The sequence below is a fragment of the Streptomyces sp. NRRL F-5727 genome, assembly GCF_000719555.1.
Lineage (GTDB): Bacteria > Actinomycetota > Actinomycetes > Streptomycetales > Streptomycetaceae > Streptomyces.
In genome coordinates, this window is record NZ_JOGX01000022.1 from 23878 (window position 1) to 49850 (window position 25973).

Here is a 25973-nt window from a genome sequence, read left to right on the forward strand (position 1 = left end):
TGGGATATGCCTGCTTTGCCCGGCAAAGGGCATCAGGACTCTGCCACTTCTCGCGCCCCGCGTCAGGCATCGACGCGCCCCGTGCGTCTCTTTGAGCGACAGAACCGGCGAAGAGTTGAGCGGCCTCGACTCAAGTCTGTTGACGCCCCGCGTTCCGTCATGCATCCTTGAGTCAGTTCCACTCAAGTCAGTCAGCTGGAGGAATCGAAATGGCACGTGCGGTCGGCATCGACCTGGGCACGACTAACTCCGTCGTCAGCGTTCTGGAAGGCGGCGAGCCCACCGTCATCACGAACGCGGAGGGCGCCAGGACCACGCCGTCCGTCGTCGCCTTCGCGAAGAACGGCGAGGTGCTCGTCGGCGAGGTGGCCAAGCGCCAGGCCGTCACCAACGTCGACAGGACCATCCGGTCGGTCAAGCGCCACATGGGCACCGACTGGAAGATCGAGATCGACGGCAAGAGCTTCAACCCGCAGCAGATGAGCGCCTTCATCCTGCAGAAGCTGAAGCGCGACGCCGAGGCGTACCTGGGCGAGAAGGTCGTCGACGCGGTCATCACCGTCCCGGCGTACTTCAACGACTCCGAGCGCCAGGCCACCAAGGAGGCCGGCGAGATCGCGGGCCTCAACGTCCTGCGCATCGTCAACGAGCCGACCGCGGCCGCCCTGGCCTACGGCCTCGACAAGGACGACCAGACGATCCTCGTCTTCGACCTCGGTGGCGGCACCTTCGACGTGTCCCTCCTGGAGATCGGCGACGGCGTCGTCGAGGTGAAGGCCACCAACGGTGACAACCACCTCGGTGGTGACGACTGGGACCAGCGCGTCGTCGACTACCTGGTGACCCAGTTCAAGAACGGTCACGGCGTCGACCTGTCCGCCGACAAGATGGCGCTCCAGCGTCTGCGCGAGGCGGCCGAGAAGGCGAAGATCGAGCTCTCCTCCTCGACCGAGACCTCCATCAACCTGCCCTACATCACGGCCTCCGCCGAGGGCCCGCTGCACCTGGACGAGAAGCTCACCCGGGCCCAGTTCCAGCAGCTGACCGCGGACCTGCTGGAGCGCTGCAAGGTCCCGTTCCACAACGTCATCAAGGACGCGGGCATCGCCCTCTCCGAGATCGACCACGTGGTCCTGGTCGGCGGCTCGACCCGTATGCCGGCCGTCGCCGAGCTCGTCAAGGAGCTGACCGGTGGCAACGAGGCCAACAAGGGCGTGAACCCGGACGAGGTCGTCGCCATCGGCGCCGCGCTCCAGGCCGGTGTCCTCAAGGGCGAGGTCAAGGACGTCCTGCTCCTCGACGTCACCCCGCTGTCCCTCGGCATCGAGACCAAGGGCGGCATCATGACCAAGCTCATCGAGCGCAACACCACGATCCCGACCAAGCGGTCCGAGATCTTCACGACGGCCGAGGACAACCAGCCGTCCGTGCAGATCCAGGTCTACCAGGGCGAGCGCGAGATCGCGGCGTACAACAAGAAGCTCGGCATGTTCGAGCTGACCGGCCTCCCGCCGGCCCCGCGCGGCGTCCCGCAGATCGAGGTCGCCTTCGACATCGACGCCAACGGCATCATGCACGTGACCGCGAAGGACCTGGGCACGGGCAAGGAGCAGAAGATGACCGTCACCGGCGGCTCCTCGCTGCCGAAGGACGAGGTCGACCGGATGCGCCAGGAGGCCGAGCAGTACGCGGACGAGGACCACCGCCGCCGCGAGGCCGCCGAGTCCCGCAACCAGGGCGAGAACCTCCTCTACCAGACCGAGAAGTTCCTCAAGGACAACGAGGACAAGGTCCCGGGCGACGTGAAGTCCGAGGTCGAGGCCGCTCTCGTCGAGCTCCGCGAGAAGCTCAAGGGCGAGGACGCCGCGGAGATCCGCACCGCCACCGAGAAGGTCGCGGCCGTCTCCCAGAAGCTCGGCCAGGCGATGTACGCCGACGCCCAGGCGGCCCAGGCCGCGGGTGGCGCCGACGCCGGCCAGGCGAAGGCCGACGACGACGTCGTCGACGCCGAGATCGTCGACGACGAGCCCAAGAAGGACGGCCAGGCGTGAGCGAGGAGACCCCGGGCTTCGAGGAGAAGCCCGACGTCCCCTCCGGCGACGCCGCCGAGGCCGCCGAGTCCCCCGAGGACACGGCGGCCCCGGCCGGGGACGCGAACAGCGCGCCGGCGGCCGACGCCGGCCTCACCGCCCAGCTGGACCAGGCCCGTGCCGCGCTCACCGAGCGCACCGCGGACCTCCAGCGGCTCCAGGCCGAGTACCAGAACTACCGCCGCCGCGTGGAGCGGGACCGGGTCACGGTCAAGGAGATCGCCGTCGCGAGCCTCCTGTCCGAGCTCCTGCCCGTCCTCGACGACGTCGGCCGGGCCCGGGACCACGGCGAGCTCGTGGGCGGCTTCAAGTCGGTGGCCGAATCGCTGGAGACCGTCGTCGCCAAGATGGGTCTGCAGCAGTTCGGCAAGGAGGGCGAGCCCTTCGACCCGACCATCCACGAGGCCCTGATGCACTCGTACGCGCCGGACGTCACCGAGACGACCTGCGTCGCGATCCTGCAGCCGGGGTACCGGATCGGCGAGCGGACCATCCGGCCCGCCCGCGTGGCCGTCGCCGAGCCCCAGCCGGGGGCGCAGGGCAAGGCCGAGGAGTCGGAGGACTCCGGCACGTCCGAGCAGGACAGCGAGTAACAGCCGTACCCGCGTGCGGGAGGAGGGACGTCGATGAGCACGAAGGACTTCGTCGAGAAGGACTACTACAAGGTCCTCGGCGTCCCCAAGGACGCCACCGAGGCCGAGATCAAGAAGGCGTACCGGAAGCTCGCCCGCGAGAACCATCCGGACGCCAACAAGGGCGACACCAGGGCGGAGGAGCGCTTCAAGGAGATCTCCGAGGCGAACGACGTCCTGGGTGACCCCAAGAAGCGCAAGGAGTACGACGAGGCGCGCGCGCTCTTCGGGAACGGCGGCTTCCGGGCCGGCGGTCCCGGCGGCGGCTCGTTCAACTTCGACCTGGGCGACCTCTTCGGAGGCGGCGCCCAGGGCGGAGCCGGCGGCTTCGGCGGAGGCGGCCTCGGGGACGTCTTCGGCGGCCTGTTCAACCGCGGCGGCGGCGCGGGTGCCCGCACCCAGCCCCGCCGCGGCCAGGACATCGAGTCCGAGGTGACGCTCAGCTTCACCGAGGCCATCGAGGGCGCCACCGTGCCGCTCCGGATGTCCAGCCAGCAGCCGTGCACGGCCTGTTCCGGCACCGGCGACAAGAACGGCACCCCCCGGGTGTGCCCGACCTGCGTCGGCACCGGCCAGGTCTCGCGCGGCAGCGGCGGCGGCTTCTCGCTCACCGACCCGTGCGTGGACTGCAAGGGCCGCGGTCTGATCGCCGAGAACCCCTGCGAGGTCTGCAAGGGCTCCGGCCGGGCCAAGTCCTCGCGGACCATGCAGGTCAGGATCCCGGCGGGCGTCTCCGACGGGCAGAAGATCCGGCTGCGCGGCAAGGGCGCCCCGGGCGAGCGCGGCGGGCCCAACGGCGACCTGTTCGTCGTCGTGCACGTCGACGCCCACCCGGTCTTCGGCCGCAAGGACGACAACCTCACCGTCACGGTGCCGATCTCCTACACGGAGGCGGCGCTCGGCGGCGAGATCAAGGTGCCGACCCTGGGCGGCCCGGCGGTCACGCTGAAGCTGCCCGCCGGCACCCCGAACGGCCGGACCATGCGCGCCCGCGGCAAGGGCGCGGTCCGCAAGGACGGCACGCGCGGCGATCTGCTGGTGACGGTGGAGGTCGCGGTGCCCAGCGAGCTCGACGACAAGGCCCGCGAGGCCCTGGAGCAGTACCGTACGGCCACCGCCGACACGGACCCCAGGGCGGAGCTGTTCCAGGCGGCGAAGGGAGCGTGACGCGGTGGAAGGAAGACGGCGCAATCCGTACGAACTGACCGACGAGACCCCGGTGTACGTCATCTCGGTGGCGGCCCAGCTGTCCGGTCTGCACCCGCAGACCCTGCGGCAGTACGACCGCCTGGGTCTGGTCTCCCCGGACCGTACGGCCGGCCGGGGCCGCCGCTACTCGGCCCGCGACATCGAACTGCTCCGCCAGGTGCAGCAGTTGTCGCAGGACGAGGGCATCAACCTGGCCGGAATCAAGCGCATCATCGAGCTGGAGAACCAGGTCGCGGCGCTCCAGGCCAGGGTCGCCGAGCTCTCCACGGCCGTCGAGGGCGCGGCCGCGGCGATGCGGCAGCGCGAGGCCCAGGTGCACGCCTCCTACCGGCGCGACCTGGTCCCCTACCAGGACGTCCAGCAGGCGAGCGCGCTGGTGGTCTGGCGTCCCAAGCGCGACCACTAGGGCTACTCCGACGCGAAGGCCCCACCACGGCAGCGTGGTGGGGCCTTCGCGCTGTCCGTCACGGGTCCGTCATCCCAGCAGCTCGCCCACGAGGTCGCCGAGCGTCTCCCACCAGGGCGCCGCGCCGGTGCCGAACGCGGCGGCCAGCGCGGTGCCGACGGCGAGGTCCAGCGGGGCCGGGGCGGTCTCCCACGTGTCGACGACCCGCCCGTCGCCGCTGGAGGCCAGGGTGCCGATCCGCCGCCCGTCCCGGCTGAGCCGGCTCTCCTCGTACGAGCAGGGCACCAGCCGGTACCGGACGCCGCCGGCCCGGACGTCCACCCGGTACGAGCGCCGCACCAGCAGCCGCCCGCGGGCCGGGCGGATCGTGGCGGCCGCGCCGTCGACGGTGAGCGTCAGCAGGGCGGCCCTGCGGGTGCCGATGGGCGTGTGGGCGTCGGGCGGCGTCCCGGCCGCCCGGACGAGCTCCACGACGGGCAGCCCCGCCCCGGAGACCCGCAGGGTGCCGGCGGGGCCGTCGAGTGCGATCTGTGCGCGCACGGCGGTCAGTCGTCCCGCTCGAGGATGCCGGACCGGGCGATCAGATAGCCGAGCTGCGCCCGGCTCCCGCTCCCCAGCGTGGCCGCGAGCTTGGCGATGTGCGCCCGGCAGGTCCGCACGTTCATCCCCAGCCGGCGGGCGATGGCCTCGTCGACGTGGCCCTCGACGAGGAGCTTGGCGATGGAGAGCTGGATGCCGCTGACGCCCTCGACGGAGTGGGTGTACGGGACCTCCTCCTCCCAGGGCACGCCGTAGAGCCAGAACTGGTCGAAGACGCCGACGAGATACCGCACGAGCCCCTCGTGGCGGAGCTCCAGGGCGACCCTCCGGTCGGTGCGGGCGGGCACGAAGGCGACCTTGCGGTCGACGACGATCAGCCGGTCGACGATCTCCTCCAGCGTGCGGACCTCCAGGCCGTAGGGGCCGATCCGCTCGACGTACCCCATCGTCGCCGAGTGGTGGCGCGCGGTGTGCTGGTAGAGGGTGCGCATCCGGATGCCCCGTTCGAGCAGGGGCTCCACCCGGCGCAGGCCGTCCTGGACGACCTCGGGCTTGCGGCCGCTGCCGGGCTGGATGGTGAGGAGCTCCTCCGTGCACTCGTCGAGGACCCGGTCCAGGGTGTCGTTGATGACGTCCAGCCCCTCCAGGACGGTGATGGCCTGGACGGCGGAGGGGTCGGGCGTGCTGATCGACATGAACGGCTCGAAGGCGTCGGCCAGGTCCAGCGCCCGCTGCCGCTGCTGCTGGATCTCCTGCTCGATCGGGTGGACCAGCTTGTTCAGGGCGACCGACGGAGGCACCGGACGGAGCCAGCGCACATCGTCGGGATCGGTGCGGACGAGGGCCAGTTCGATGAGGCACGGATCGCCGTCGAGGTCGTCGCGGGCTATCCGGCCCGCCCGGAGAGCAGCGGCGTACCGGGCTTTTCCGGCATCGCATGGCTCCCCCGGGAGATGGTCGGTGTCCATTCCCTCCCGTATTGGCACTATATGAACCCCCCTCAGGGTCTTGAATTACAGGAACATGATGCCTGGCAGTGGTGGCAGAAGGGATCGGTGTGAGTCATCGTCTTAAACGCGGGGGAGGTAGTGATTAAAAGAGGTGGAGATCGGCCATGACCAGGATGGTTCGTGCACTTGGCGCCATAGCTTTCGCTGCCGCGGCTGCTGTCGGTGTCTTCGCCCTCAACGGCGAACCGACGTGGGACGCTCCGCCCGCGCACGTCGTCGCGGCTCCGGGCGAGCCGACGTGGGACCTCGTCCCGGTCGGTGAGCGGGAGCCCACATGGGACTTCGCCCTCGGCGAGCCCACGTGGGACGTCGCGCCGGCCGGCGAGTCGGAGCCCACCTGGGACTCGGCTCCGCTGGACTCCGGGGCATGACCGTCCCTCCGGACGACCGGGTCTTCCGCAGGGAGATGGCTTCGGCCTACCGGTCCGGTTGGCACTTCGTCGATCTCGTCACGGCCATCCCCCACCGTGGCGACTCGCTGAAGGTCACCCTGTTCGGAGAACCTGTGGTCGTCGCACGGGAACAGGACGAGGACGTCAGGGCCTACCGGTGCCTCCGCCGCCCGCGGGGTGCCCCGCAGCCCATCCGCTGTGCCGTCAGGTACGGCATGATCTTCGTCAACCTCGACCAGCGGGACCACCAGCTGATCGAGCCAGAGACCATCACCGCCACCCCCCGCAGTGCCTGAGCGATGCCCCCGTCGTTGTAGATCGCTCAGGTGCTTCCCCCACACAACGGCGCCATCGCGGACCTGAAACGCGATGGCGCCGTTGTGCTTTTCCGGTTCTTCTCCGGTTCTTCTCCGGTCTTCTCCGGTTCCGCGCTCAGGCGCGGCCCATCGCCCGGGTGAGGGCGATCTCGATGACGACCCGGTCCGGGTTGGGCGTCGGCACGCGGCCGTAGCGGTCCGCGTAGCGGGCCACCGCGTCGGCGACCGTCTCCGCGTCGGTGCGGATGCGCGCGACGCCCTCCAGGGTGGCCCAGCGCCCCTTGTCGACCTGGCAGACCGCGACCCGCGCCCCGTCCGCGCCGGCCGCGAGCACGTTCGCGACCTTCCGGCTGTGCTTGTTGGTGATGACCCGCGCCAGCCCGTTCTCGGGGTCGTACGTGACGCCGACGGCCACCACGTGCGGGGTGCCGTCCGGGCGCGGGGTGGTCAGCGTGCACATGTGGTACTCGCGCCAGAAGGACAGGTACGAGTCCGTGGGGTTCCTCGGGTCAGTCGCCATGCCCGGAAACTACCCCCGTGCGGACCGACCCCGATACCTTGAGCGGAATAGACTCAACTTTATGTACGCTGTATGAGTCAGTACAGACGAGGACCCAGAGGACCACACCCAGGAGGAGACCCCGCACGTGGACGCCGAACTGACCAACAGGAGCCGGGACGCGCTGAACGCGGCGAGCAGCCGCGCCGTGTCCCAGGGACACGCCGACCTGACCCCGGCCCATCTTCTTCTCGCGCTGCTGGCCGGTCAGGACAACGAGAACATCACCGACCTGCTCGCCGCCGTCGAGGCCGACCAGGCCGCCGTCCGGTCCGGCGCGGAGCGGCTGCTCGCCGCCCTGCCCAGCGTGACCGGCGCGACCGTCGCGCCGCCGCAGCCCAACCGCGAGCTGCTCGCCGTCATCGCCGACGCCGCCGACCGCGCCAAGAAGCTCGGCGACGAGTTCCTGTCCACGGAGCACCTGCTCATCGGCCTCGCCGCCCAGGGCGGGCAGGCCGGCCAGGTCCTCGACCGGCAGGGCGCGACCGCCCGCCGGCTCCAGGACGCCTTCGAGAAGACCCGAGGGAGCCGACGCGTGACCACCGCCGACCCGGAGGGCTCCTACAAGGCCCTGGAGAAGTTCGGCACCGACTTCACCGCCGCCGCCCGCGAGGGCAGGCTCGACCCGGTGATCGGCCGCGACCACGAGATCCGGCGGGTCGTCCAGGTGCTCTCCCGGCGCACCAAGAACAACCCCGTCCTCATCGGCGAGCCCGGCGTCGGCAAGACCGCCGTCGTCGAGGGCCTCGCCCAGCGGATCGTGAAGGGCGACGTCCCCGAGTCGCTGCGGAACAAGCGGCTGGTCTCCCTCGACCTGGGCGCGATGGTCGCCGGCGCCAAGTACCGCGGCGAGTTCGAGGAGCGGCTGAAGACCGTCCTCTCCGAGATCAAGGAGAGCGACGGCCAGATCATCACCTTCATCGACGAGCTGCACACCGTCGTCGGCGCGGGCGCCGGCGGCGACTCCGCCATGGACGCCGGCAACATGCTGAAGCCGATGCTGGCCCGCGGCGAGCTCCGCATGGTCGGCGCGACCACCCTCGACGAGTACCGCGAGCGGATCGAGAAGGACCCCGCCCTGGAGCGCCGCTTCCAGCAGGTCCTGGTCGCCGAGCCGTCCGTCGAGGACACCGTCGCCATCCTCCGCGGCCTCAAGGGCCGGTACGAGGCCCACCACAAGGTGCAGATCAACGACTCCGCCCTGGTGGCCGCCGCGACGCTCTCCGACCGGTACATCACCTCCCGCTTCCTCCCCGACAAGGCCATCGACCTCGTCGACGAGGCCGCCTCCCGGCTCCGCATGGAGATCGACTCCTCCCCGGTCGAGATCGACGAGCTCCAGCGCTCCGTCGACCGGCTCCGCATGGAGGAGCTGGCCCTCGCCAAGGAGACCGACCCGGCCAGCGTCCAGCGCCTGGAGAAGCTCCGCCGCGACCTCGCCGACCGCGAGGAGGAGCTGCGCGGCCTCACCGCCCGCTGGGAGAAGGAGAAGCAGTCCCTCAACCGGGTCGGCGAGCTGAAGGAACGCCTCGACGAGACCCGCGGCCGGGCCGAGCGCGCCCAGCGCGACGGCGACTTCGACACCGCCTCCAAGCTGCTCTACGGCGAGATCCCGACCCTGGAGCGCGAGCTCGCGGAGGCCACCGAGGCCGAGCGCGAGGTCCAGAAGGACACCATGGTCAAGGAGGAGGTCGGACCCGACGACATCGCCGACGTCGTCGGCGCCTGGACCGGCATCCCGGCCGGCCGCCTCCTGGAGGGCGAGACGCAGAAGCTGCTCCGCATGGAGGACGAGCTGGGCCGCCGGCTCATCGGCCAGACCGAGGCCGTCCGGGCCGTCTCCGACGCGGTGCGCCGCACCCGCGCCGGGATCGCCGACCCCGACCGGCCCACCGGCTCCTTCCTCTTCCTGGGCCCCACCGGCGTCGGCAAGACCGAGCTGGCGAAGGCGCTCGCCGACTTCCTGTTCGACGACGAGCGGGCCATGGTCCGCATCGACATGTCGGAGTACGGCGAGAAGCACAGCGTCGCCCGCCTGGTCGGCGCGCCCCCCGGCTACGTCGGCTACGAGGAGGGCGGCCAGCTCACCGAGGCCGTCCGCCGCCGCCCGTACAGCGTGGTGCTCCTCGACGAGGTGGAGAAGGCGCACCCGGAGGTCTTCGACATCCTGCTCCAGGTCCTCGACGACGGCCGGCTCACCGACGGCCAGGGCCGCACGGTCGACTTCCGCAACACCCTCCTGATCCTGACCTCGAACCTGGGCAGCCAGTACCTGGTCGATCCGCTGACCGGCGACGAGGAGAAGAAGCAGCAGGTCCTGGAGGTCGTCCGGGCCAGCTTCAAGCCCGAGTTCCTGAACCGCCTCGACGACCTGGTGGTCTTCTCCGCCCTCGACCGGGCCGAGCTGGGCCGTATCGCGCGCCTCCAGATCGACCGGCTCGCCAAGCGGCTCGCCGACCGCCGGCTCACCCTGGACGTCACCCCGGAGGCCCTGGAGTGGCTGGCCGAGGAGGGCAACGACCCGGCGTACGGCGCCCGGCCGCTGCGCCGCCTCATCCAGACGGCCATCGGCGACCGGCTCGCCAGGGAGATCCTGGCCGGTGAGGTCCGCGACGGCGACACCGTCCGGGTGGACCGCTTCGAGGACGGCCTGATCGTCGGCCGGGCCGGGTAGGGGCTCGGGCTCCGGCTCAGGTGTCGAAGGCGCGGAGGTGTACGAGGGCGGTGGCGCCGTCCTCGTACACCACCGTCACGTCGACGTAGAGCTGCTGGTCGAAGGCGGTGTCCCGGCACAGGTCGCCCTCGCAGGAGTGCGGCCGCACGCCCTCCGGGTAGGAGGTCTCCAGCCAGGCGCCCACCTCCGCCGTCGGCATCCGGAAGTCCACCTCGACGATCGTGTCCTGCCAGTGCCGCCCCGTGCAGCGGGCGTCCCGGGCGGTCTCCGGCAGCCCGGCCCGGGCGAACTCCATCGCCTCCGCGCAGTCGACCGTCTGCTCCCGCCCCGCCTGGCCGAACGAGTACGCGCCCCACACGAGCAGACCGAGCGGCACCGCGCAGACCGTCGCGATCAGCGCCAGGACCCAGACCCACCGGCGATATGGCTTCTTCTCGTCCCCCATGGGCGGAGATCATGTCAGCCCGCAGCGGATCCGCCCCGGCGGGGCTTGCCACGGACGGGCCGGGATGGGGGAGGATGGCAACATCCGTACGAAGGGAAATACACGGTGAGCATCGACCCGTCCTCGATTCCGAATTTCGGGGGACAGCCCCAGCCGCAGGCAGGACCGGCGGGCCCCGTCGTCCCCGACCAGGACCTCGTCAAGCAGCTCCTGGAGCAGATGGAGCTGAAGTACGTCGTCGACGACGAGGGTGACCTCGCGGCGCCGTGGGAGGACTTCCGCACGTACTTCATGTTCCGCGGCGAGGCGGAGCAGCAGGTGTTCTCGGTGCGTACGTTCTACGACCGTCCGCACTCCGCCGACGACCGGGCCAAGGTCCTCGACGCGATCGACGACTGGAACCGCCGCACCCTGTGGCCCAAGGTCTACACCCACCTGCACGAGGAGGAGGACGGCTCCGCCACCCTCCGTCTCATCGGTGAGGCGCAGATGCTGATCGGCACCGGCGTCGCCCTGGAGCACTTCGTGTCCTCCACGGTGAGCTGGGTCCGCGCCTCCATCGAGTTCGACAAGTGGATCGTCGAGCAGTTCGGCCTGGCCTCCCCGGAGGAGAAGGCCGAGGGCGGCGAGGAGGGCTGACCGCCCCGCCGCCACCGCACAGAGGCCGGGTCCCCCGCGGGGGACCCGGCCTCCGGCGTCTCAGGCCAGCCGCTTGAGCCGGTCCACCGCCTCCTGGAGGACCTCGGTCCGCTTGCAGAAGGCGAAGCGGACGAAGGGGGCGCCGGCCTCGCGGTGGTCGTAGAAGACGGCGTTCGGGATGGCGACGACGCCGGCCCGCTCGGGCAGCGAGCGGCAGAACGCGAAGCCGTCGCCCTCGCCCAGCGGCCGGATGTCGGTGGTGACGAAGTACGTGCCCTGCGGCCGGTAGACCTCGAACCCGGCCTCGGCGAGCCCGTCGCTCAGCAGGTCCCGCTTGGCCTGGAGGTCGGCGCGCAGCCCGTCGTAGTAGGCGGCGGGCAGGCGGAGGGCCTCGGCGACGGCGTACTGGAACGGGCCGGAGGAGACGTAGGTGAGGAACTGCTTGGCCGCGCGGACGGTGGCGGTCAGCTCGGGGCTCGCGGTGGTCCAGCCGACCTTCCAGCCGGTGAAGGAGTACGTCTTGCCGGCCGAGCCGATGGTGACGGTCCGGTCCCGCATGCCGGGGAGGGCCGCGATCGGCTGGTGCTCGGCGCCGTCGAAGACCAGGTGCTCGTAGACCTCGTCGGTGACGACCAGGAGGTCCCGCTCGACGGCCAGTTCGGCGACGGCGGTGAGCTCGGCGCGGGTGAGGACCGTGCCGGTGGGGTTGTGCGGGGTGTTGAGGAGGATCAGCCGGGTGCGGGGGGTGACGGCGGCCCGCAGCTCGTCGAGGTCGAGCACGAAGCGTCGATCAGCGGCTCCGCCGCGGGGGTCCTGCCGGGGGCGGAGGGTGACGGGCACCCGGGTGCCGCCGGCCATCGCCACGCAGGCCGCGTACGAGTCGTAGTACGGCTCCAGGGCGATGACCTCGTCGCCGGGCTCGACCAGGGCCAGCAGGGCCGCCGCGATGGCCTCGGTGGCGCCGGCCGTGACCAGGACCTCGGTGTCGGGGTCGTACTCCAGGCCGTAGCGGTCGCGCTGGTGGTCGGCGATCGCGGTGCGCAGCTCGGGGACGCCGGGGCCGGGCGGGTACTGGTTGCCGTGGCCGTCGCGCAGGGCCCGTACCGCCGCCTCGCGCACCTCCTCGGGGCCGTCGGTGTCGGGGAAGCCCTGTCCGAGGTTGATCGCCCCTGTCCTGGCGGCGAGCGCGGACATCTCGGCGAAGATCGTGGTGCCGAACTCGGCCAGTCGGTTGAGTCGCGTCATGGCGGTCATCCTGGGCCGAAGCTCTGGACTTGCTCAAGTGCGCTTTGGGCTGCGAGCGGGACGGGAATCCCCCGGGCAGAGGCGGCAGACAGCCGCCGGAAACGGGGGAGACGACGATGGAGTTCGTGGTCACGGTGTTCGTGGTCGTCATGGTGATCGGCCTGATCGTGGCGGGCACGGGGTCGTCCGGCGGCGGGCGGCGGAAGCGGCGCGGCGGCTGGTCCGACGGGGGAGGCGGCTGCGGGTCCAGCTCGTGCGGTTCCAGCTGTGGCGGTGGCGGATGCGGCGGTGGTGGCGGGGGTGACTGACGGGGCGTGAGGGGTGACGGGCTGGGGGCGGGGCGGGATCGGCTCGGTGAGGGCCGCCGTCGATCGCTCGGCGATCGATTCCGTTTGAACAATTGAACTGTGGGGTCCCCGAAGGGGATGGAAACCACGGCAAGTTGGGTAAAAACGCTGCGAGTCGTCCGGAGACCGTGGTTCTCTCGCTCCTGTCAGAGACAGCCCTCGGACCGTGTGTGGACCCGAGCCGGCGATTCCCCCCTTCCCGTTGAAACCCTCTCCGGGGCGCCCCCGGCCCACCCGCCAACCGTGTTTGCGGAGCCGACCCATGCTCACCACCCTGAAGACCTCCTACACCGACACGCGCGCGGCCGACCTGGCCTGGGCGCTGGGCCGCGAGCCGCTGCCCGCCCTCGCCGTGCTCGACCTCGAACTCTCCGGCGCCAAGCTCCAGTTGAGGCTGCTCGGCGCCTCCCACCAGGTCCTCCTGGAGGAGGAGGGCCGCAGCTGCTCCGAGACCGTGGCCTGCATGCCGGGCAGCAGCACCCCGCTGCCGCTCGGCGTCTCCAAGCGGATCGGCGAATGGGAGTACGAATTCGCGGCCCGCGTCGAGACGCTCACCCAGGGCTCCTTCGCGGGCCGGGCGCAGGAGCTGCTCGCGCTGGTCGCCGACCATCCCCACGGCCTGGCCGGCACGTTCCCCGGCTCGCCGCACGCCTTCACCGCGATGCTGGCGCAGCGTCACGAGGGTCAGGTGCGCTGGCGGACCTGGCACGCCTACCCGCAGGAAGGCCAGCTCGTGGTCACCCGCACCAGGATCGGCGCCCGTATGCCCGCGACGCTCTGATGCGCCCCACCGGAGCCCCAGGTGCACTCGTGTGGGTGACAAGGGGCGAGTTGGTCGTGACGTAGCGTTACGGCATGATCGAGCCGACCGTGACCCTGCCACCCACGAGGGTGCGGCGCCGACCGCCACCGCGGCCGCGCGAGACGGTGCGGTGGCCGGTCCTCGCCGTGGTCTTCGTCTGCGCCGCCTGCGGTCTCGTCTACGAGCTCGAACTCGTCGCGCTCGCCTCGTACCTGATCGGCGACTCGGTCACCCAGGCGTCCGTGGTGCTCTCCGTGATGGTCTTCGCGATGGGTCTCGGCTCGCTGCTCGCCAAGCGGCTCCGCTGCCGGGCCGCCGTCGGCTTCGGCCTGGTCGAGGGCGCGCTCGCGCTCATCGGCGGCACCTCGGCCCTGGTGCTGTACGCCTGCTTCGCCTGGTTCGGCGAGTCCCGCTGGGTCCTGGTGGCCTTCTCGCTCGCCATCGGGATCCTGATCGGCGCGGAGATCCCGCTGCTGATGTCGCTCATACAGCGCGTGCCGGAACGGTCCGTCGGCACCGGCCGGGCGGACCGGTCCGTCGGCACCGGCCGGGCCGGGCGGGCCGGCGACCACGACGACGCGGCCGGCACCGTCGCCGACCTCTTCGCCGCCGACTACGTGGGCGCGCTCGTCGGCGGTCTCGCCTTCCCGTTCCTGCTGCTGCCCTGGCTGGGCCAGTTGAGCGGCGCACTCGTCACCGGCGCGGTGAACGCGGTCGCGGGTGCCGTTCTGGTGCTCTGGCTCTTCCGCCGCGACCTCACCGCCCGTGGCCGCGCGCTCGTCGTCGGCGTCAACCTCACCGTCCTCGGCGTGCTCGCCACCGCGACCGTCCTCGTCGACGACTTCGAGGAGGCCGCCCGCCGGGCCGTGTACGGGGAGCGGGTCCGGGTCGCCGTCCACACCGAGCTCCAGGAGGTGGTGGTCACCGGGGGCCCCGAGGGCCCGCCCGACCTCTACCTCGACGGCCGGCTGCGGGTCTCCGGCGCCGACGAGTACCGCTACCACGAGGCGCTGGTCCACCCCGCGATGAACGGGCCGCACGCCCGCGTCCTCATCGTCGGCGGCGGCGACGGCCTCGCCGCCCGCGAGGTGCTCCGCTACCCCGGCGTCCGCGCCGTCACCGTGGTCGAACTCGACCCCGGGGTCGTCCGGCTCGCCCGCACCGACCCCGCGCTCGCCGCGCTCAACGGGCAGGCGTTCCGCGACCCGCGGGTGCGGGTGGTCCACGCCGACGCCTTCCACTGGCTCAGGGGCGCCGTCGAGCGTGTGCAGGAACGGTACGACGTGGTGATCTCCGATCTGCCCGACCCCGGGATCACCCCCAGCACCAAGCTGTACGCCCAGGAGTTCTACGGCCTCGCCGCCCGCGCCCTCGCCGACGGCGGCCGGCTCGTCGTGCACGCCGGACCCGCCACCGACCGGCCGCGCACCTACTGGACCGCAGACGCCACCCTCCGCGCCGCCGGCTACGCCACCCGGCCGTACAGCACCGAGGGCGGCACCCCCGGCTTCGCCGCCGGCCCCGACCGCGCCGACCGGGCCAGCGGCACCCGCCACGAGCCCGACGACTGGGGCTTCCTGCTCGCCGTCCGCGGCACCCGGCCGCCCGCCCTCGGGCTCGCCCCCGACGCGCCCCCGCTCCGCTCCCTCGCCCGGCGCGACCTGGCCGCGGCCGCCCAGCGGGCCGAGCGGACCCGGATCGCCGGACTGCCGCCGTCCACGCTGGTGCACCCCCGGTACGGCCACTGAGCGGGGGACCCCGGGGCGCGGCGCCCGGGACGAACGGGCGACGCCGGGCGCCCCGCTGAGTAGGCTCGGCTCCCATGGAGCATGAGGTGTTCGTCCCGGTCCCGGCCGAGGCCCTGCGGGCCACGCTCACCGACCCCGGCCGGGTGGCGCGCTGCCTGCCCGGCTTCGAGCGCGACGCCTCCGGGGCCGCCTCCGGCGAGGACTCCGGCGAGGACCTCGTGGGGCGGTTCCGGCTCCGGGTCGGCGGCCACACCATCACCTACCGGGGCGGGCTGCGGATCGTCGAACGGGACGGCGCGATCACCTACGAGGGCGAGGGCGCCGAGGCCCGCGGCAAGGGCGTCGCCGAGGTCTCCCTCACCGTCGTCCTCACCCCGGCGGCCGAAGGCACCGGACTCGGCTTCACCGGCGCCCTCAGCGCCACGGGCCGGCTCGCCGAGGAGCCCGAGGAGGCCCGGGACGCCGCCCGCGCCCGGCTCCTGGACGCCTTCGTGGAGGCCGCCGCGGCGCTCGCCGCCGCGGACGCCCCCGACCGGTCCCCCGACGCCTCCCCCGAGGGGGACACCGCCTTCGGCACCGGCACCGGGGCCTTCGCCGGCGGCCCCGGCCTCGACGACGACGTGTTCCCCGAGCCGGCCCCGCCCGTCGACCTCCCCGCCGCACCCGCCGCCGAGGCCGCCCACGCCCGCCGCACGATGATCGGCCGCAGCGCCGAGGAGGTCGACCACGCGCCGCCGCGCGGCCGGTACGCCCCCGTGCCCGCCCCCGAGCCGAGCGGCGCGGGCGCCACCCTCCGCTGGGTCGCCCCCGCCGCCGCGCTCGCCCTCGCCTCCGCGGTCATCGTCGGGCGGGCCCTGCGCCGCCGCCGCTGAACGTCCGCGTTGAAACGGTCCAATCCACCGGGGCGCAGGACTTAGGGTCGGGGCGTGAGCAACCTGACGCGACTGTCGGCGGGCGACGCCGAGCTGACCATCAACCCCGAGCACGGCGGCCGGATCGAGAGCCTGCGCATCGCCGGCACCGAGGTCCTCAAGCAGGGCGAGCGCTACGGCAGCTTCCCGATGGTGCCCTGGTGCGGCCGGACCCGTGAGGGCCGGTTCCGCGACGGCGCCACCACCCACACGCTGCCCGTCAACGCGGCCCCGCACGCCATCCACGGCACCGTCCGCGACCGGGCCTGGACGGTGGCCCGGACCTCCGCCACGGAGGCCGTCCTCACCTGCGAGCTCGACGACCCGTGGCCGTACAAGGGCCGGGTCACCCAGGTCCTCGAACTGGCCGAGGACCGGCTGACGCTGCGGTTCGGGGTGGAGGCGTACGACGACTCCTTCCCGGCGCAGGCCGGCTGGCACCCCTGGTTCCTGCGGAACCTCGGACGGGGCGGCGAGGACGTGGCGATCGGCTTCACGCCGGGCTGGCAGGAGGAGCGCGGCGACGACCACCTGCCCACCGGCCGGCGCGTCGCCCCCCTCCCCGGCCCCTGGGACGACTGCTTCGGCATGCCCGACGGCGTCGACGTCACCCTCACCTGGCCGGGCGAGCTGGAGCTGAAGGTGACCAGCCGCGCCGAGTGGGTGGTGATCTACGACGAGCCCGCGGACGCGGTCTGCGTCGAGCCGCAGTCCGGCCCGCCGAACGGCCTCAACACCCACCCGCGCCTGGTCACCCCCATCGACCCGCTGGAGGTCGAGAGCGTCTGGGCCTGGCAGCGGCTCTAAGCTGCTGAGCATGACTGACGTACGCGCTGAACTGCTCCAGCAGATCAAGGACAAGGCCGTGGTGCACGGCAAGGTGACCCTCTCCTCGGGTCTGGAAGCCGACTACTACGTGGACCTGCGCCGGATCACGCTGGACGGGGCGGCGTCGCCGCTGGTCGGCCAGGTCATGCTCGACCTGGTCAAGGACCTCGACTTCGACGCGGTCGGCGGCCTCACCCTGGGCGCCGACCCCGTCGCCACCTCGATGCTGCACGCCTCCGCCGCGCGCGGCGAGCGCCTGGACGCCTTCGTCGTCCGCAAGGCCGCCAAGGCCCACGGCATGCAGCGCCAGGTCGAGGGCCCGGACATCAAGGGCCGCCGGGTCCTGATCGTCGAGGACACCTCCACCACCGGCGGCTCCCCGCTGACCGCCGTCGAGGCGGCCCGCGCGGCCGGCGCCGAGGTCGTCGCCGTCGCCACGATCGTGGACCGCGCCACCGGCGCCGGCGAGAAGATCAGCGGCACGGCGGGCGTCCCGTACCTCTACGCCTACGCGCTCGACGAGCTCGGTCTCGCGTAAGCGCACCGGACGAACCGCCGCGAAGTCGTGACTTAGGTCCCGGACCCCGGCCCACCCGGTTCTGACCTGCGCTTTTCCCGAAGGGCGGGGTGTTTCACGTGAAACACCCCGCCCTTCGGCATGCGCCGCCCGTGGGAGCCCGCACAAGAGTCTGGAAAGATGGCCCCGACGATGACGTCGCCCCTAGGTCAGGGACAAAGCAACGCCCACACCCGCACATCACAAGGAGCGGACGAATGCCCATCGCAACCCCCGAGGTCTACGCCGAGATGCTCGACCGGGCGAAGGCTGGCAAGTTCGCCTACCCGGCCATCAACGTGACCTCGTCCCAGACCCTCCACGCGGCGCTGCGCGGGTTCGCCGAGGCCCAGAGCGACGGCATCATCCAGATCTCGACCGGTGGCGCCGAGTTCCTGGGCGGCCAGTACAGCAAGGACATGGTCACGGGCGCCGTCGCCCTGGCCGAGTTCGCCCACATCGTCGCCGCGAAGTACGACATCACCGTCGCGCTGCACACGGACCACTGCCCGAAGGACAAGCTGGACGGCTACGTCCGCCCGCTGCTCGACATCTCCGCCGAGCGCGTCCAGGCCGGCCGGAACCCGCTGTTCCAGTCGCACATGTGGGACGGCTCCGCCGAGACCCTCGCCGACAACCTGGCCATCGGCCAGGAGCTGCTCGCCAAGGCCGCCGCCGCCAAGATCATCCTCGAGGTCGAGATCACCCCGACCGGCGGCGAGGAGGACGGCGTCAGCCACGAGATCAACGACGAGCTGTACACCTCCGTCGACGACGCGATCCGCACCGCCGAGGCCCTGGGCCTGGGCGAGAAGGGCCGCTACCTGCTCGCCGCCTCCTTCGGCAACGTGCACGGCGTCTACAAGCCGGGCAACGTCGTGCTGCGCCCCGAGCTCCTCAAGGACCTCCAGGCCGGCGTCGCCGAGAAGTTCGGCCAGGCGTCCCCGTTCGACTTCGTCTTCCACGGCGGCTCCGGCTCGACCGCCGAGGAGATCGCCACCGCCATCGAGAACGGCGTGGTCAAGATGAACCTCGACACCGACACCCAGTACGCCTTCACCCGTCCGGTCGTGGACCACATGTTCCGCAACTACGACGGTGTCCTGAAGGTCGACGGCGAGGTCGGCAAGAAGTCCACCTACGACCCGCGCACCTGGGGCAAGCTCGCCGAGGCGGGCATGGCCGCGCGTGTCACCGAGGCGTGCGAGGCGCTGCGCTCGGCCGGCAAGAAGCTGAAGTAACCGCCGTGACCGAAGGGCCCGGCACCCCCCGCGTGAGGGTGCCGGGCCCTTCGCGTCCCCAGGAGAGGACGCCGATGTACGACTTCGACGCGATACGGGACCGGCGGGGCACCTGGTCGGTCCAGTGGGACGGGATCGCGGACCGCTTCGGCGTCCCCGACCTGCTCCCCTTCACCATCTCCGACATGGACTTCGCCTCCCCGCCCGAGGTCCTGGACGCGCTGCGCGCCCGCGTCGACCACGGCGTCTTCGGCTACACCGACTGGCGGCTCGGCGGCGACGACGGCTTCCGGGAGGCGATACGCCACTGGTACGCGAGCCGGTACGACACCGCCGTCGACACCGAGGCGCTGGTCTACGCGCCCTCCGTGCTCAACCAGGTCTCCCAGCTGCTGCGGATGTGGACCCGCCCGGGCGACGGCGTCGTCACCCACACCCCCACCTACGACGGCTTCCGCAAGGCCGTCACCGGGCTCGGCCGCGAACTGCGCGGGGTCCCGATCGGGGACACGGCGGCGCTGGAGCGGGAGCTGGCCCGGCCGGACAGCACGATGCTGCTGCTCTGCTCCCCGCACAACCCCACCGGGCGGGTGTGGACGGAGGCGGAGCTCACCGAGTTCGCGCGGCTCGCCCGGCGGTACGGCGTGCCCGTCGTCAGCGACGAGATCCACGCCGACCTCACCGCCGACGGGCACCGGCACCTCCCGTGGACCCGGATCGCGGAGGCCGGCGGCGACCGGCGCTGGGCGCTCGTCACCTCCGGCACCAAGGCGTTCAACTTCCCGGCGCTCTCCGGCTCGTACGGCTTCGTCGGCGACCCGGAGGAGCGGGCCGCCTTCGTCCGCCGGATGGAGACCGGCGAGGGCCTCGCCTCCCCGGCGGTCCTCTCGCTCACCGCCCACGTCGCCGCCTACCGGCACGGCGCACCGTGGCTGGACGCGCTGCGCGGCTATGTCGCCGGCACGATGGCGATGGTCGCCGACCGGCTCGCGGCGGGCCTGCCCGGCGTGGAGTGGCGGCCGCCGCAGGCCGGCTACCTCGCCTGGATCGACCTCCGGCCGCTCGGCGTCGACGAGGACCGCCTCCAGGAGGAACTGGTCGGGACCGAGAGGGTCGCGATCATGCCGGGCGGCACCTACGGGACCCCCGGCTTCGTCCGGCTCAACGTCGGCTGCCCGCGCGCCAAGGCCGAACGGGGCGTGGACGCCCTGGTCAGGGCGGCGGCACGGCTGCGCACCGACCGGGGCTGAGGAGGCAGGCGCCGCCGGAACGCGGGACGATGCAGGCATGAGCGCGGCCGGTGCCGAGGTGCGGATGGCGTCCGGGTCCGGGCGGTGGATCGTCTTCACCACCGTCCTCGGGTCCGGGATGGCGCTGCTCGACTCGACGGTCGTCAACGTGGCGCTGCCGCACATCGGCGAGGACCTCGGTGCCGACCTCGCCGTCCTCCAGTGGACCGTCAACGCCTACATGCTGACGCTGGCCGGGCTCATCCTGCTCGGCGGGTCGCTCGGCGACCGGTACGGGCGGCGGCGGGTCTTCGTCGTCGGCGTCGTCTGGTTCGCCCTCGCCTCGCTGCTCTGCGGGCTCGCCCCGAACGCCGGCGTCCTCATCGCCGCCCGCGCCCTCCAGGGCGTCGGCGGGGCGCTGCTCACGCCGGGGTCGCTCGCGCTGATCCAGGCGAGCTTCCACCCGGACGACCGGGCCCGGGCGGTCGGCCTGTGGTCCGGCTTCGGCGGGGTCGGGGCGGCGGTGGGGCCGTTCGTCGGCGGGTGGCTCGTCGACGGGCCCGGCTGGCGGTGGGTCTTCCTGCTCAACGTGCCGCTCGCCGCGCTCTGCGTGCCGGTCGCGCTGCGGCACGTCCCCGAGTCCCGCGACGAGACCGCGCGCGGCCGCTTCGACGTGCTCGGCGCGGTGCTCGGCGCGGCGGCGCTCGGCCTCGTCACCTACGCGCTGATCGACGGGGTGTGGTGGCCGGGCGTGGTGGGGGCGCTGGTCGGGGCCGGGTTCGTGGTGGTGGAGCGGCGGCGGGGCGAGTCCGCGATGATGCCGCCGTCGATCTTCCGGTCCCGGCTCTTCACCGCCGTCAACCTCGTGACGCTCTGTGTGTACGCGGCCTTCGGCGGCTTCTTCTTCCTCGCCGTGATCCAGCTCCAGGTGGTCTCCGGCTACTCCGCCCTCGCCGCCGGAACGGCCCTGCTGCCCACCACCGTCCTGATGCTGCTGCTCTCCGCGCGCTCGGGCGAGCTGGGGGAGCGGATCGGACCGCGCGTCCCGCTGACCGTCGGCCCGCTGCTGTGCGCCGCCGGGATGCTGCTGATGACCCGGGCCGGGGAGGACGCCTCGTACGTACGGGACGTGCTGCCGGCCCTCCTCGTGCTGGGGCTGGGCATGACGGCCCTGGTCGCGCCGCTGACCGCGACCGTCCTCGCCTCGGTGGACGTCTCCCGCGCCGGTCTGGCCAGCGGCATCAACAACGCGGCGGCCCGGGCGGCCGGGCTCGTCGCGGTGGCGGCGCTGCCGCTGCTGACGGGGATGGGGCCGGAGGCGTACCGCTCGGCGACCGAGTTCGACGCGACGTTCGACCGGGCGATGGCGATCTGCGCCGGGGTGCTGGTGGCGGGCGCGGTGCTCGCCTGGACGACCATGCGGACCCCCGAGGCCCCGGGCTGCCACCCCGAGTGCCGGACGCACTGCGGGGTGACCTCCCCGCCGCTCGACCCGGGCGCCCCCTGAACGCGGGCGCCCCGCGCGGTGGCGTGCGGCAGACTGGGGGGATGGCTATCCATGAGAACCTGCTGGGCGGGCCCGCGCCCACCCTGCTCCCCGACGAGCCCGAGCCGCGCGAGCTCCTCGCGCAGGGCACCGCCCCGGCGGACGTCGCCGCGAAGTACCCGACCTCCTCGCTGGCGTGGGCGCAGCTCGCGGACGACGCGTTCGAGGCCGGCCGCGTGGTGGAGTCGTACGCCTACGCCCGGACCGGCTACCACCGGGCGCTGGACGCGCTGCGGCGCAACGGCTGGAAGGGCCACGGCCCGGTGCCGTGGGAGCACGAGCCGAACCGCGGCTTCCTGCGGGCCCTGCACGCGCTGGCGCGGGCCGCGGGGGAGATCGGCGAGCAGGCCGAGTACGAGCGCTGCACCACCTTCCTGCGGGACTCGTCGGAGACCGCGGCCGACACCCTCGGCTGATCGTCTCCCCCCGGCCGGTACGATCCCCCGGACCGGCCGGAAGCAGGGGGGAAACTGTCGTGGGCAAGCGGGGAGCGCCTGACCGGCGCCGACAGAACCGACATAGCGGGAGGAGCCGCCGCGGGGGGACGCGTGTCACGCGCCGCGGCCGGCTCGTCCTGTCGACCCTGGTCCTGATGGGCGTCTCGCTCGGCGCGGGCGTGGCGCTCGCGCACTTCCAGAGCGAGGTGGAGCTGCGCGCCGGCGCGGCCAAGGCCCCGGCGGCCGGGGCGCCGGCGCCCACGACGACCGCCGCCCCGACGCCGACCCGCACGGCCTCGCCGAAGCCGAAGCCGAAACCCAAGCCGAAACCGAAACCCAAGGCCACCGCCAAGCCGACGCCGACGGCGACCGGGAAGAAGTCCGTGACCGTGCCGCAGTCCGGCCGGGGCACCTTCACCACCGCCTCCGCCTCCGGCGGCGTCACCGGGGAGAGCGGCACACTGCGCCGCTACCGGGTGCAGGTCGAGGAGGGGCTGGAGCTGTCGGCCCGGGAGACCGCCGCCGAGATCGAGGCGATCCTGGCCCATCCGCGCAGCTGGGCCGCGCACGGCCGGGGCCGTTTCCAGCTGGTCGAGTCGAACGCCGACTTCGTGATCCGGATCGCCACCCCCGACACGGCGGACGCGCTCTGCGCCCGGCAGGGCCTCAACACCCACGGCGAGCTGAACTGCGAGACCACCGACGGGGTCGTGGTGAACCTCAAGCGGTGGATGCTGGGCTCGCCGACCTTCGCGGGGCCGCCGGAGGAGTACCGGCACCTGATCATCAACCACGAGGTCGGGCACGAGATCGGCATCCGGCAGCACATGGGCTGCGGCGGTCCGGGCAAGCTCGCACCCGCGATGATGCAGCAGATCAAGGGACTCAACGGCTGCCGTTCGAACGCTTTTCCGTATGACGAAGACGGGGTCTACATCACCGGTCCGATCGTGTCATGATGCGCATGGGACGGCGCGCGAGGCAGCACGCCTCCTGAGGGGACCGGGGCTCCCGTGGCGCCTTCCGCAGCGAGCGGAGGCCGTGCGCGGTGGAGCAGACCGCTACCCGGTAGTGCGTACCGAGGAGACAGCGATGTCACTCTTCCCGGGTTCTCCGGATTCCACCGCGGCGGACGAGGCGTCCGAGGCGACGCCCAACCTCGACTTCGCGGGCACCACACCGTACGAGGACTACGTCCAGGCGGACGTCCTCACCCACCTCCAGCACCTCCGCTCCGACGACCCCGGCGAGATGGTCTTCCTGGTCACCACCCAGGTCATGGAGCTGTGGTTCACCGTCATCGTCCACGAGTGGGAGACCGCGAGCCGCGCGCTGCGCGAGGACCGGCTGCCGGTCGCCGTCGACGCGCTGAAGCGCTCGGTGCGCGAGCTGGAGGCGCTCAACCACTCCTGGCGCCCGCTCGCCCAGCTCACCCCCGCCCAGTTCAACTCCTACCGCGGCGCCCTCGGCGAGGGCTCCGGCTTCCAGTCGGCGATGTACCGCCGCATGGAGTTCCTGCTCGGCGAGAAGTCGGCGTCCATGCTCGTCCCGCACCGGGGCGCGCCCCGCGTCCACGCCGAGCTGGAGAAGGCGCTCCACGAGCCGAGCCTCTACGACGAGGTGCTCGGCCTGCTCGCCCGGCGCGGCCTGCCCGTCCCGCCGTCCGTCCTCAGCCGCGACCTCACCCGGCGGTACGAGCCGTCGCCGCAGGTCGAAGCCGTGTGGGCGGGGCTCTACGCGGAGCCCGAGGCCGACGGCAACGCCGAGCTGGTCCGCCTCGGCGAGGCGCTCAGCGACGTCGCCGAACTGGTCTGGCGATGGCGCAACGACCACCTGGTGGCGACCCGCCGCGCGATGGGCGCCAAAACCGGCACCGGCGGCTCCGCGGGGGTGGCCTGGCTGGAGAAGCGTGCACAGAAGAACGTGTTCCCCGAGCTCTGGACGGCCCGTAGCCATGTCTGACCTGTACGAGCGAGCCCTCGAGCTCGACGCCGCCGACCCGCTGGCCGGCCACCGCGCCGCATTCGCCCTCGACGAGGAGACCGTCTACCTCGACGGCAACTCGCTCGGTGCGCTCCCCGCGCACGTCCCCGCCCGGATGGCCGACGTCATCGGCCGCGAGTGGGGCCAGCTGCGGATCCGCTCCTGGGACGAGTCGGGCTGGTGGACCGCCCCCGAGCGGATCGGCGACCGGATCGCCCCGCTGGCCGGCGCCGCCGCCGGCCAGATCGTGGTCGGCGACTCGACCAGCGTGAACGTCTTCAAGGCGGTCGTCGCGGCCACCCGGCTCGCCGGGGAGGGACGCGACGAGATCCTCGTGGACGCCTCGACCTTTCCCACGGACGGGTACATCGCGGAGTCCGCCGCCCGGATGACCGGTCACCGGATCGTGGCCCTCGACCCGGCCGACATCCCCGCCGCGGCGAACGAACGGACGGCGCTCGCGCTCGTCAACCACGTCGACTATCGCACCGGCCGCCTCCACGACCTGCCCGGCACCACCGCCGCCCTCCACGCGGCGGGCGCCCTCGCCGTCTGGGACCTGTGCCACAGCGTCGGCGCGCTGCCCGTCGGCCTCGACGAGCACGGCGTGGACCTGGCCGTCGGCTGCACCTACAAGTACCTGAACGGCGGCCCCGGTTCGCCCGCGTTCCTGTACGTCGCCGAGCGCCACCAGGACCGCTTCGACTCGCCGCTGCCGGGCTGGACCTCGCACGCCGACCCCTTCGGCATGGACTCCGGCTACCGGCCGGCGGGCGGCGCCGTGCGGGGCCGCGTCGGCACCCCCGACATCCTGTCCATGCTGGCCCTGGAGGCGGCGCTCGACGTGTGGGACGGGGTCACCGTCGACGCCGTCCGCGCCAAGTCCCTCGCCCTCACGGACCTCTTCCTGGAGTGCGTGCGGGCGTACGTCCCCGAGGGCCGGGTCACGCCGATCACCCCCGAGCGGCACGCCGAGCGCGGCAGCCAGGTCGGACTGGCCTGCGCGGACGCGGCCGCCGTCATGCCGGAGCTGATCCGCCGCGGCGTCGTCGGCGACCTGCGCCCCGGCCTCCTGCGGTTCGGCTTCACCCCGCTGTACGTCGGCTTCGCGGACACCGAGCGGGCGGCCCGGGTCCTCGCCGACGTGCTGGCGGAGACGCCGGCGTCGTAGCGGCCGAATCACCGTCGGTGGACGGCCGGTGACCGGTCGTCAGATGGGATCTTCACCTGATCTGCGGGGCCCGGACCCTGATACGGTCCCCGCAGGTCAGGCCGATTCGGCCCCGTCACCGAGAGGTTGGAACACGCCATGCCGGACCCCGCCGCGCGCGACGCCGCCGAAGAGGCATCGGCCTTCTCGCACCCGGCCGTCCCGCCCGACGCCACCGCCGCGTACGGCGAACACCCCGACCAGGTCATCGACTTCTACGCCCCCAGGACCGGTACGGGGCGCGCCCCGCTCGTCGTCGCCCTGCACGGCGGCGCCTGGCGGGCGCCCTACGACCGCCACCACCTCGGGCCCTTCGCGGACTTCCTCGCCCGCCGCGGCTTCGCCGTCGCCAGCGTCGAGTACCGGCGCGGCCCCGGCCTGCCCCAGCAGGACGGTACGGCCCCGGTCGCCGGCCGCTGGCCGGAGACCTTCGACGACGTCGCCGCCGCCCTCGACGCGCTGCCGGACCTCGCCGCCGTCCACCTGCCGGACGCCGACCCGCACCGTACGGTCCTCACCGGGCACTCGGCCGGCGGCCAGCTCGCCCTCTGGGCCGCCGCCCGGCACGTGCTGCCGGCCGGCTCCCCCTGGCGGCTGCCCGCCCCGCCCCCGCTGCGCGGGGTCGTCGCCCTCGCCCCGATCGGGCACTTCGAGCGCGCCCGCGAGCTGGACGTCTGCGGCGGGGCGATCACCCAGCTGCTCGGCGGCGAGGAGGCGTACGAGGAGCGGGCCGCCGCCACCGACCCGGCGCGGCTGCTGCCCACCGGCATCGCCACCACCCTCGTCCAGGGCCGCGCGGACCTCACCGTCTTCGCCGAGGTCGCCGACGCCTTCGTGGAGGCGGCCGCGAAGGCGGGCGAGACGGTCGGCCTGACGCTCCTGGAGGACGTCGGCCACTTCCCGCTGATCGACCCGGCGGCCGACGCGTGCGCGGTGGTCGCGGAGGAGCTCGCCCAGCTCGCGTTCTGAGCCCGCCA

26 protein-coding genes are annotated in these 25973 nt (G+C 72.8%); 21 read left to right on the forward strand and 5 right to left on the reverse strand.

The annotated features are described in order from the left end of the window. The first annotated feature begins 209 nt into the window (after positions 1 to 209). From dnaK to IF73_RS0117180, 4 genes are read left to right on the forward strand one after another with little or no spacing between them, the layout of a single operon-like run. Positions 210 to 2051 carry a molecular chaperone DnaK gene (gene dnaK / locus IF73_RS0117165; RefSeq protein WP_031008702.1) on the forward strand — a complete coding sequence of 614 codons (1842 nt, stop codon included), beginning with the start codon at positions 210 to 212 and terminating at the stop codon, positions 2049 to 2051. Continuing rightward, complete coding sequence (grpE, locus tag IF73_RS0117170; RefSeq protein ID WP_031008705.1) at positions 2048 to 2683, forward strand: nucleotide exchange factor GrpE; 636 nt, start codon at positions 2048 to 2050, stop codon at positions 2681 to 2683. Before dnaK ends, grpE begins: the two co-directional genes overlap by 4 nt. A 33-nt stretch (positions 2684 to 2716) precedes the next feature. Further along, positions 2717 to 3889, forward strand: coding sequence for a molecular chaperone DnaJ (gene dnaJ, locus IF73_RS0117175; RefSeq protein ID WP_031008707.1), 1173 nt, complete (start codon positions 2717 to 2719; stop codon positions 3887 to 3889). 4 nt (positions 3890 to 3893) lie between these two features. Continuing rightward, positions 3894 to 4337 (forward strand): heat shock protein transcriptional repressor HspR, encoded by a 444-nt coding sequence (locus tag IF73_RS0117180; protein ID WP_031008710.1) that lies wholly within the window; start codon positions 3894 to 3896, stop codon positions 4335 to 4337. 69 nt (positions 4338 to 4406) lie between these two features. Here IF73_RS0117180 and IF73_RS0117185 read toward each other — a convergent pair whose 3' ends face one another. Further along, positions 4407 to 4877, reverse strand: coding sequence for a hypothetical protein (locus IF73_RS0117185; RefSeq protein ID WP_107049269.1), 471 nt, complete (start codon positions 4875 to 4877; stop codon positions 4407 to 4409). 5 nt (positions 4878 to 4882) lie between these two features. After that, positions 4883 to 5845: a hypothetical protein gene (locus IF73_RS0117190; RefSeq protein ID WP_031008712.1), complete on the reverse strand. Its 963-nt coding sequence runs from the start codon at positions 5843 to 5845 to the stop codon at positions 4883 to 4885. 146 nt (positions 5846 to 5991) lie between these two features. Between IF73_RS0117190 and IF73_RS0117195 the strand changes: the two genes are divergently transcribed. Both IF73_RS0117195 and IF73_RS0117200 read left to right on the forward strand, forming a co-directional pair. Next, entirely contained in the window at positions 5992 to 6258 is a 267-nt protein-coding gene (locus IF73_RS0117195; RefSeq protein ID WP_051716884.1) for a hypothetical protein, read from the forward strand. Further along, a complete protein-coding gene (locus IF73_RS0117200; RefSeq protein WP_031008718.1) occupies positions 6255 to 6575 on the forward strand; it encodes a hypothetical protein in 321 nt (106 codons plus the stop codon). The genes IF73_RS0117195 and IF73_RS0117200 overlap by 4 nt, the downstream gene beginning before the upstream one ends. A gap of 136 nt (positions 6576 to 6711) precedes the next feature. On the opposite strand, the gene IF73_RS0117205 is transcribed toward IF73_RS0117200, so the two are convergent. Further along, entirely contained in the window at positions 6712 to 7116 is a 405-nt protein-coding gene (locus IF73_RS0117205) for a pyridoxamine 5'-phosphate oxidase family protein (RefSeq protein ID WP_031008720.1), read from the reverse strand. Positions 7117 to 7243: 127 nt separating this feature from the next. On the opposite strand from IF73_RS0117205, the gene clpB reads away from it, so the two are divergent. After that, on the forward strand, positions 7244 to 9829 hold the full coding sequence (gene clpB / locus IF73_RS0117210; protein ID WP_031008723.1) for an ATP-dependent chaperone ClpB: 2586 nt from the start codon (positions 7244 to 7246) through the stop codon (positions 9827 to 9829). A 16-nt stretch (positions 9830 to 9845) separates the two neighbouring features. Here clpB and IF73_RS38660 read toward each other — a convergent pair whose 3' ends face one another. Next, positions 9846 to 10274 (reverse strand): hypothetical protein, encoded by a 429-nt coding sequence (locus IF73_RS38660; RefSeq protein WP_051716886.1) that lies wholly within the window; start codon positions 10272 to 10274, stop codon positions 9846 to 9848. A 105-nt stretch (positions 10275 to 10379) separates the two neighbouring features. Here IF73_RS38660 and IF73_RS0117220 point away from each other — a divergent pair, with 105 nt between their 5' ends. Next, positions 10380 to 10913, forward strand: a complete 534-nt coding sequence (locus IF73_RS0117220) for a YbjN domain-containing protein (protein ID WP_031008727.1) — start codon at positions 10380 to 10382, stop codon at positions 10911 to 10913. A 60-nt stretch (positions 10914 to 10973) separates the two neighbouring features. Here IF73_RS0117220 and IF73_RS0117225 read toward each other — a convergent pair whose 3' ends face one another. Further along, positions 10974 to 12167 carry a pyridoxal phosphate-dependent aminotransferase gene (locus tag IF73_RS0117225; protein ID WP_031008729.1) on the reverse strand — a complete coding sequence of 398 codons (1194 nt, stop codon included), beginning with the start codon at positions 12165 to 12167 and terminating at the stop codon, positions 10974 to 10976. 600 nt (positions 12168 to 12767) lie between these two features. Here IF73_RS0117225 and IF73_RS0117230 point away from each other — a divergent pair. The 13 genes from IF73_RS0117230 (at position 12768) to IF73_RS0117290 (ending at position 25965) form a co-directional block, all read left to right on the forward strand. After that, positions 12768 to 13286, forward strand: coding sequence for a DUF2617 family protein (locus tag IF73_RS0117230; protein ID WP_031008732.1), 519 nt, complete (start codon positions 12768 to 12770; stop codon positions 13284 to 13286). A 74-nt stretch (positions 13287 to 13360) separates the two neighbouring features. Beyond that, the gene (locus tag IF73_RS0117235; protein ID WP_031008734.1) at positions 13361 to 15055 is read left to right on the forward strand and encodes a polyamine aminopropyltransferase; all 1695 of its coding nucleotides are present in this window, start codon (positions 13361 to 13363) and stop codon (positions 15053 to 15055) included. Positions 15056 to 15129: 74 nt separating this feature from the next. Then, on the forward strand, positions 15130 to 15927 hold the full coding sequence (locus IF73_RS0117240; protein ID WP_031008736.1) for an SRPBCC family protein: 798 nt from the start codon (positions 15130 to 15132) through the stop codon (positions 15925 to 15927). A gap of 54 nt (positions 15928 to 15981) precedes the next feature. After that, on the forward strand, positions 15982 to 16773 hold the full coding sequence (locus IF73_RS0117245; RefSeq protein ID WP_031008738.1) for an aldose epimerase: 792 nt from the start codon (positions 15982 to 15984) through the stop codon (positions 16771 to 16773). Positions 16774 to 16783: 10 nt separating this feature from the next. Further along, entirely contained in the window at positions 16784 to 17332 is a 549-nt protein-coding gene (pyrE, locus tag IF73_RS0117250) for an orotate phosphoribosyltransferase (protein ID WP_031008740.1), read from the forward strand. A gap of 236 nt (positions 17333 to 17568) precedes the next feature. After that, positions 17569 to 18591: a class II fructose-bisphosphate aldolase gene (gene fbaA, locus IF73_RS0117255; RefSeq protein ID WP_031008743.1), complete on the forward strand. Its 1023-nt coding sequence runs from the start codon at positions 17569 to 17571 to the stop codon at positions 18589 to 18591. 74 nt (positions 18592 to 18665) lie between these two features. Next, positions 18666 to 19841, forward strand: a complete 1176-nt coding sequence (locus IF73_RS0117260) for a MalY/PatB family protein (RefSeq protein ID WP_031008744.1) — start codon at positions 18666 to 18668, stop codon at positions 19839 to 19841. A gap of 37 nt (positions 19842 to 19878) precedes the next feature. Then, a complete protein-coding gene (locus IF73_RS0117265) occupies positions 19879 to 21327 on the forward strand; it encodes an MFS transporter (RefSeq protein WP_031008747.1) in 1449 nt (482 codons plus the stop codon). 41 nt (positions 21328 to 21368) lie between these two features. Beyond that, entirely contained in the window at positions 21369 to 21782 is a 414-nt protein-coding gene (locus IF73_RS0117270; protein WP_030497339.1) for a DUF3151 domain-containing protein, read from the forward strand. A gap of 176 nt (positions 21783 to 21958) precedes the next feature. Next, positions 21959 to 22762 (forward strand): DUF3152 domain-containing protein, encoded by an 804-nt coding sequence (locus IF73_RS0117275; protein WP_107049271.1) that lies wholly within the window; start codon positions 21959 to 21961, stop codon positions 22760 to 22762. A gap of 133 nt (positions 22763 to 22895) precedes the next feature. Beyond that, positions 22896 to 23765 (forward strand): tryptophan 2,3-dioxygenase family protein, encoded by an 870-nt coding sequence (locus IF73_RS0117280; RefSeq protein ID WP_031008751.1) that lies wholly within the window; start codon positions 22896 to 22898, stop codon positions 23763 to 23765. Further along, positions 23758 to 24957, forward strand: coding sequence for a kynureninase (kynU, locus tag IF73_RS0117285; protein ID WP_031008752.1), 1200 nt, complete (start codon positions 23758 to 23760; stop codon positions 24955 to 24957). Before IF73_RS0117280 ends, kynU begins: the two co-directional genes overlap by 8 nt. A gap of 138 nt (positions 24958 to 25095) precedes the next feature. After that, positions 25096 to 25965, forward strand: a complete 870-nt coding sequence (locus tag IF73_RS0117290; protein ID WP_031008753.1) for an alpha/beta hydrolase — start codon at positions 25096 to 25098, stop codon at positions 25963 to 25965. Positions 25966 to 25973 lie beyond the last annotated feature (8 nt).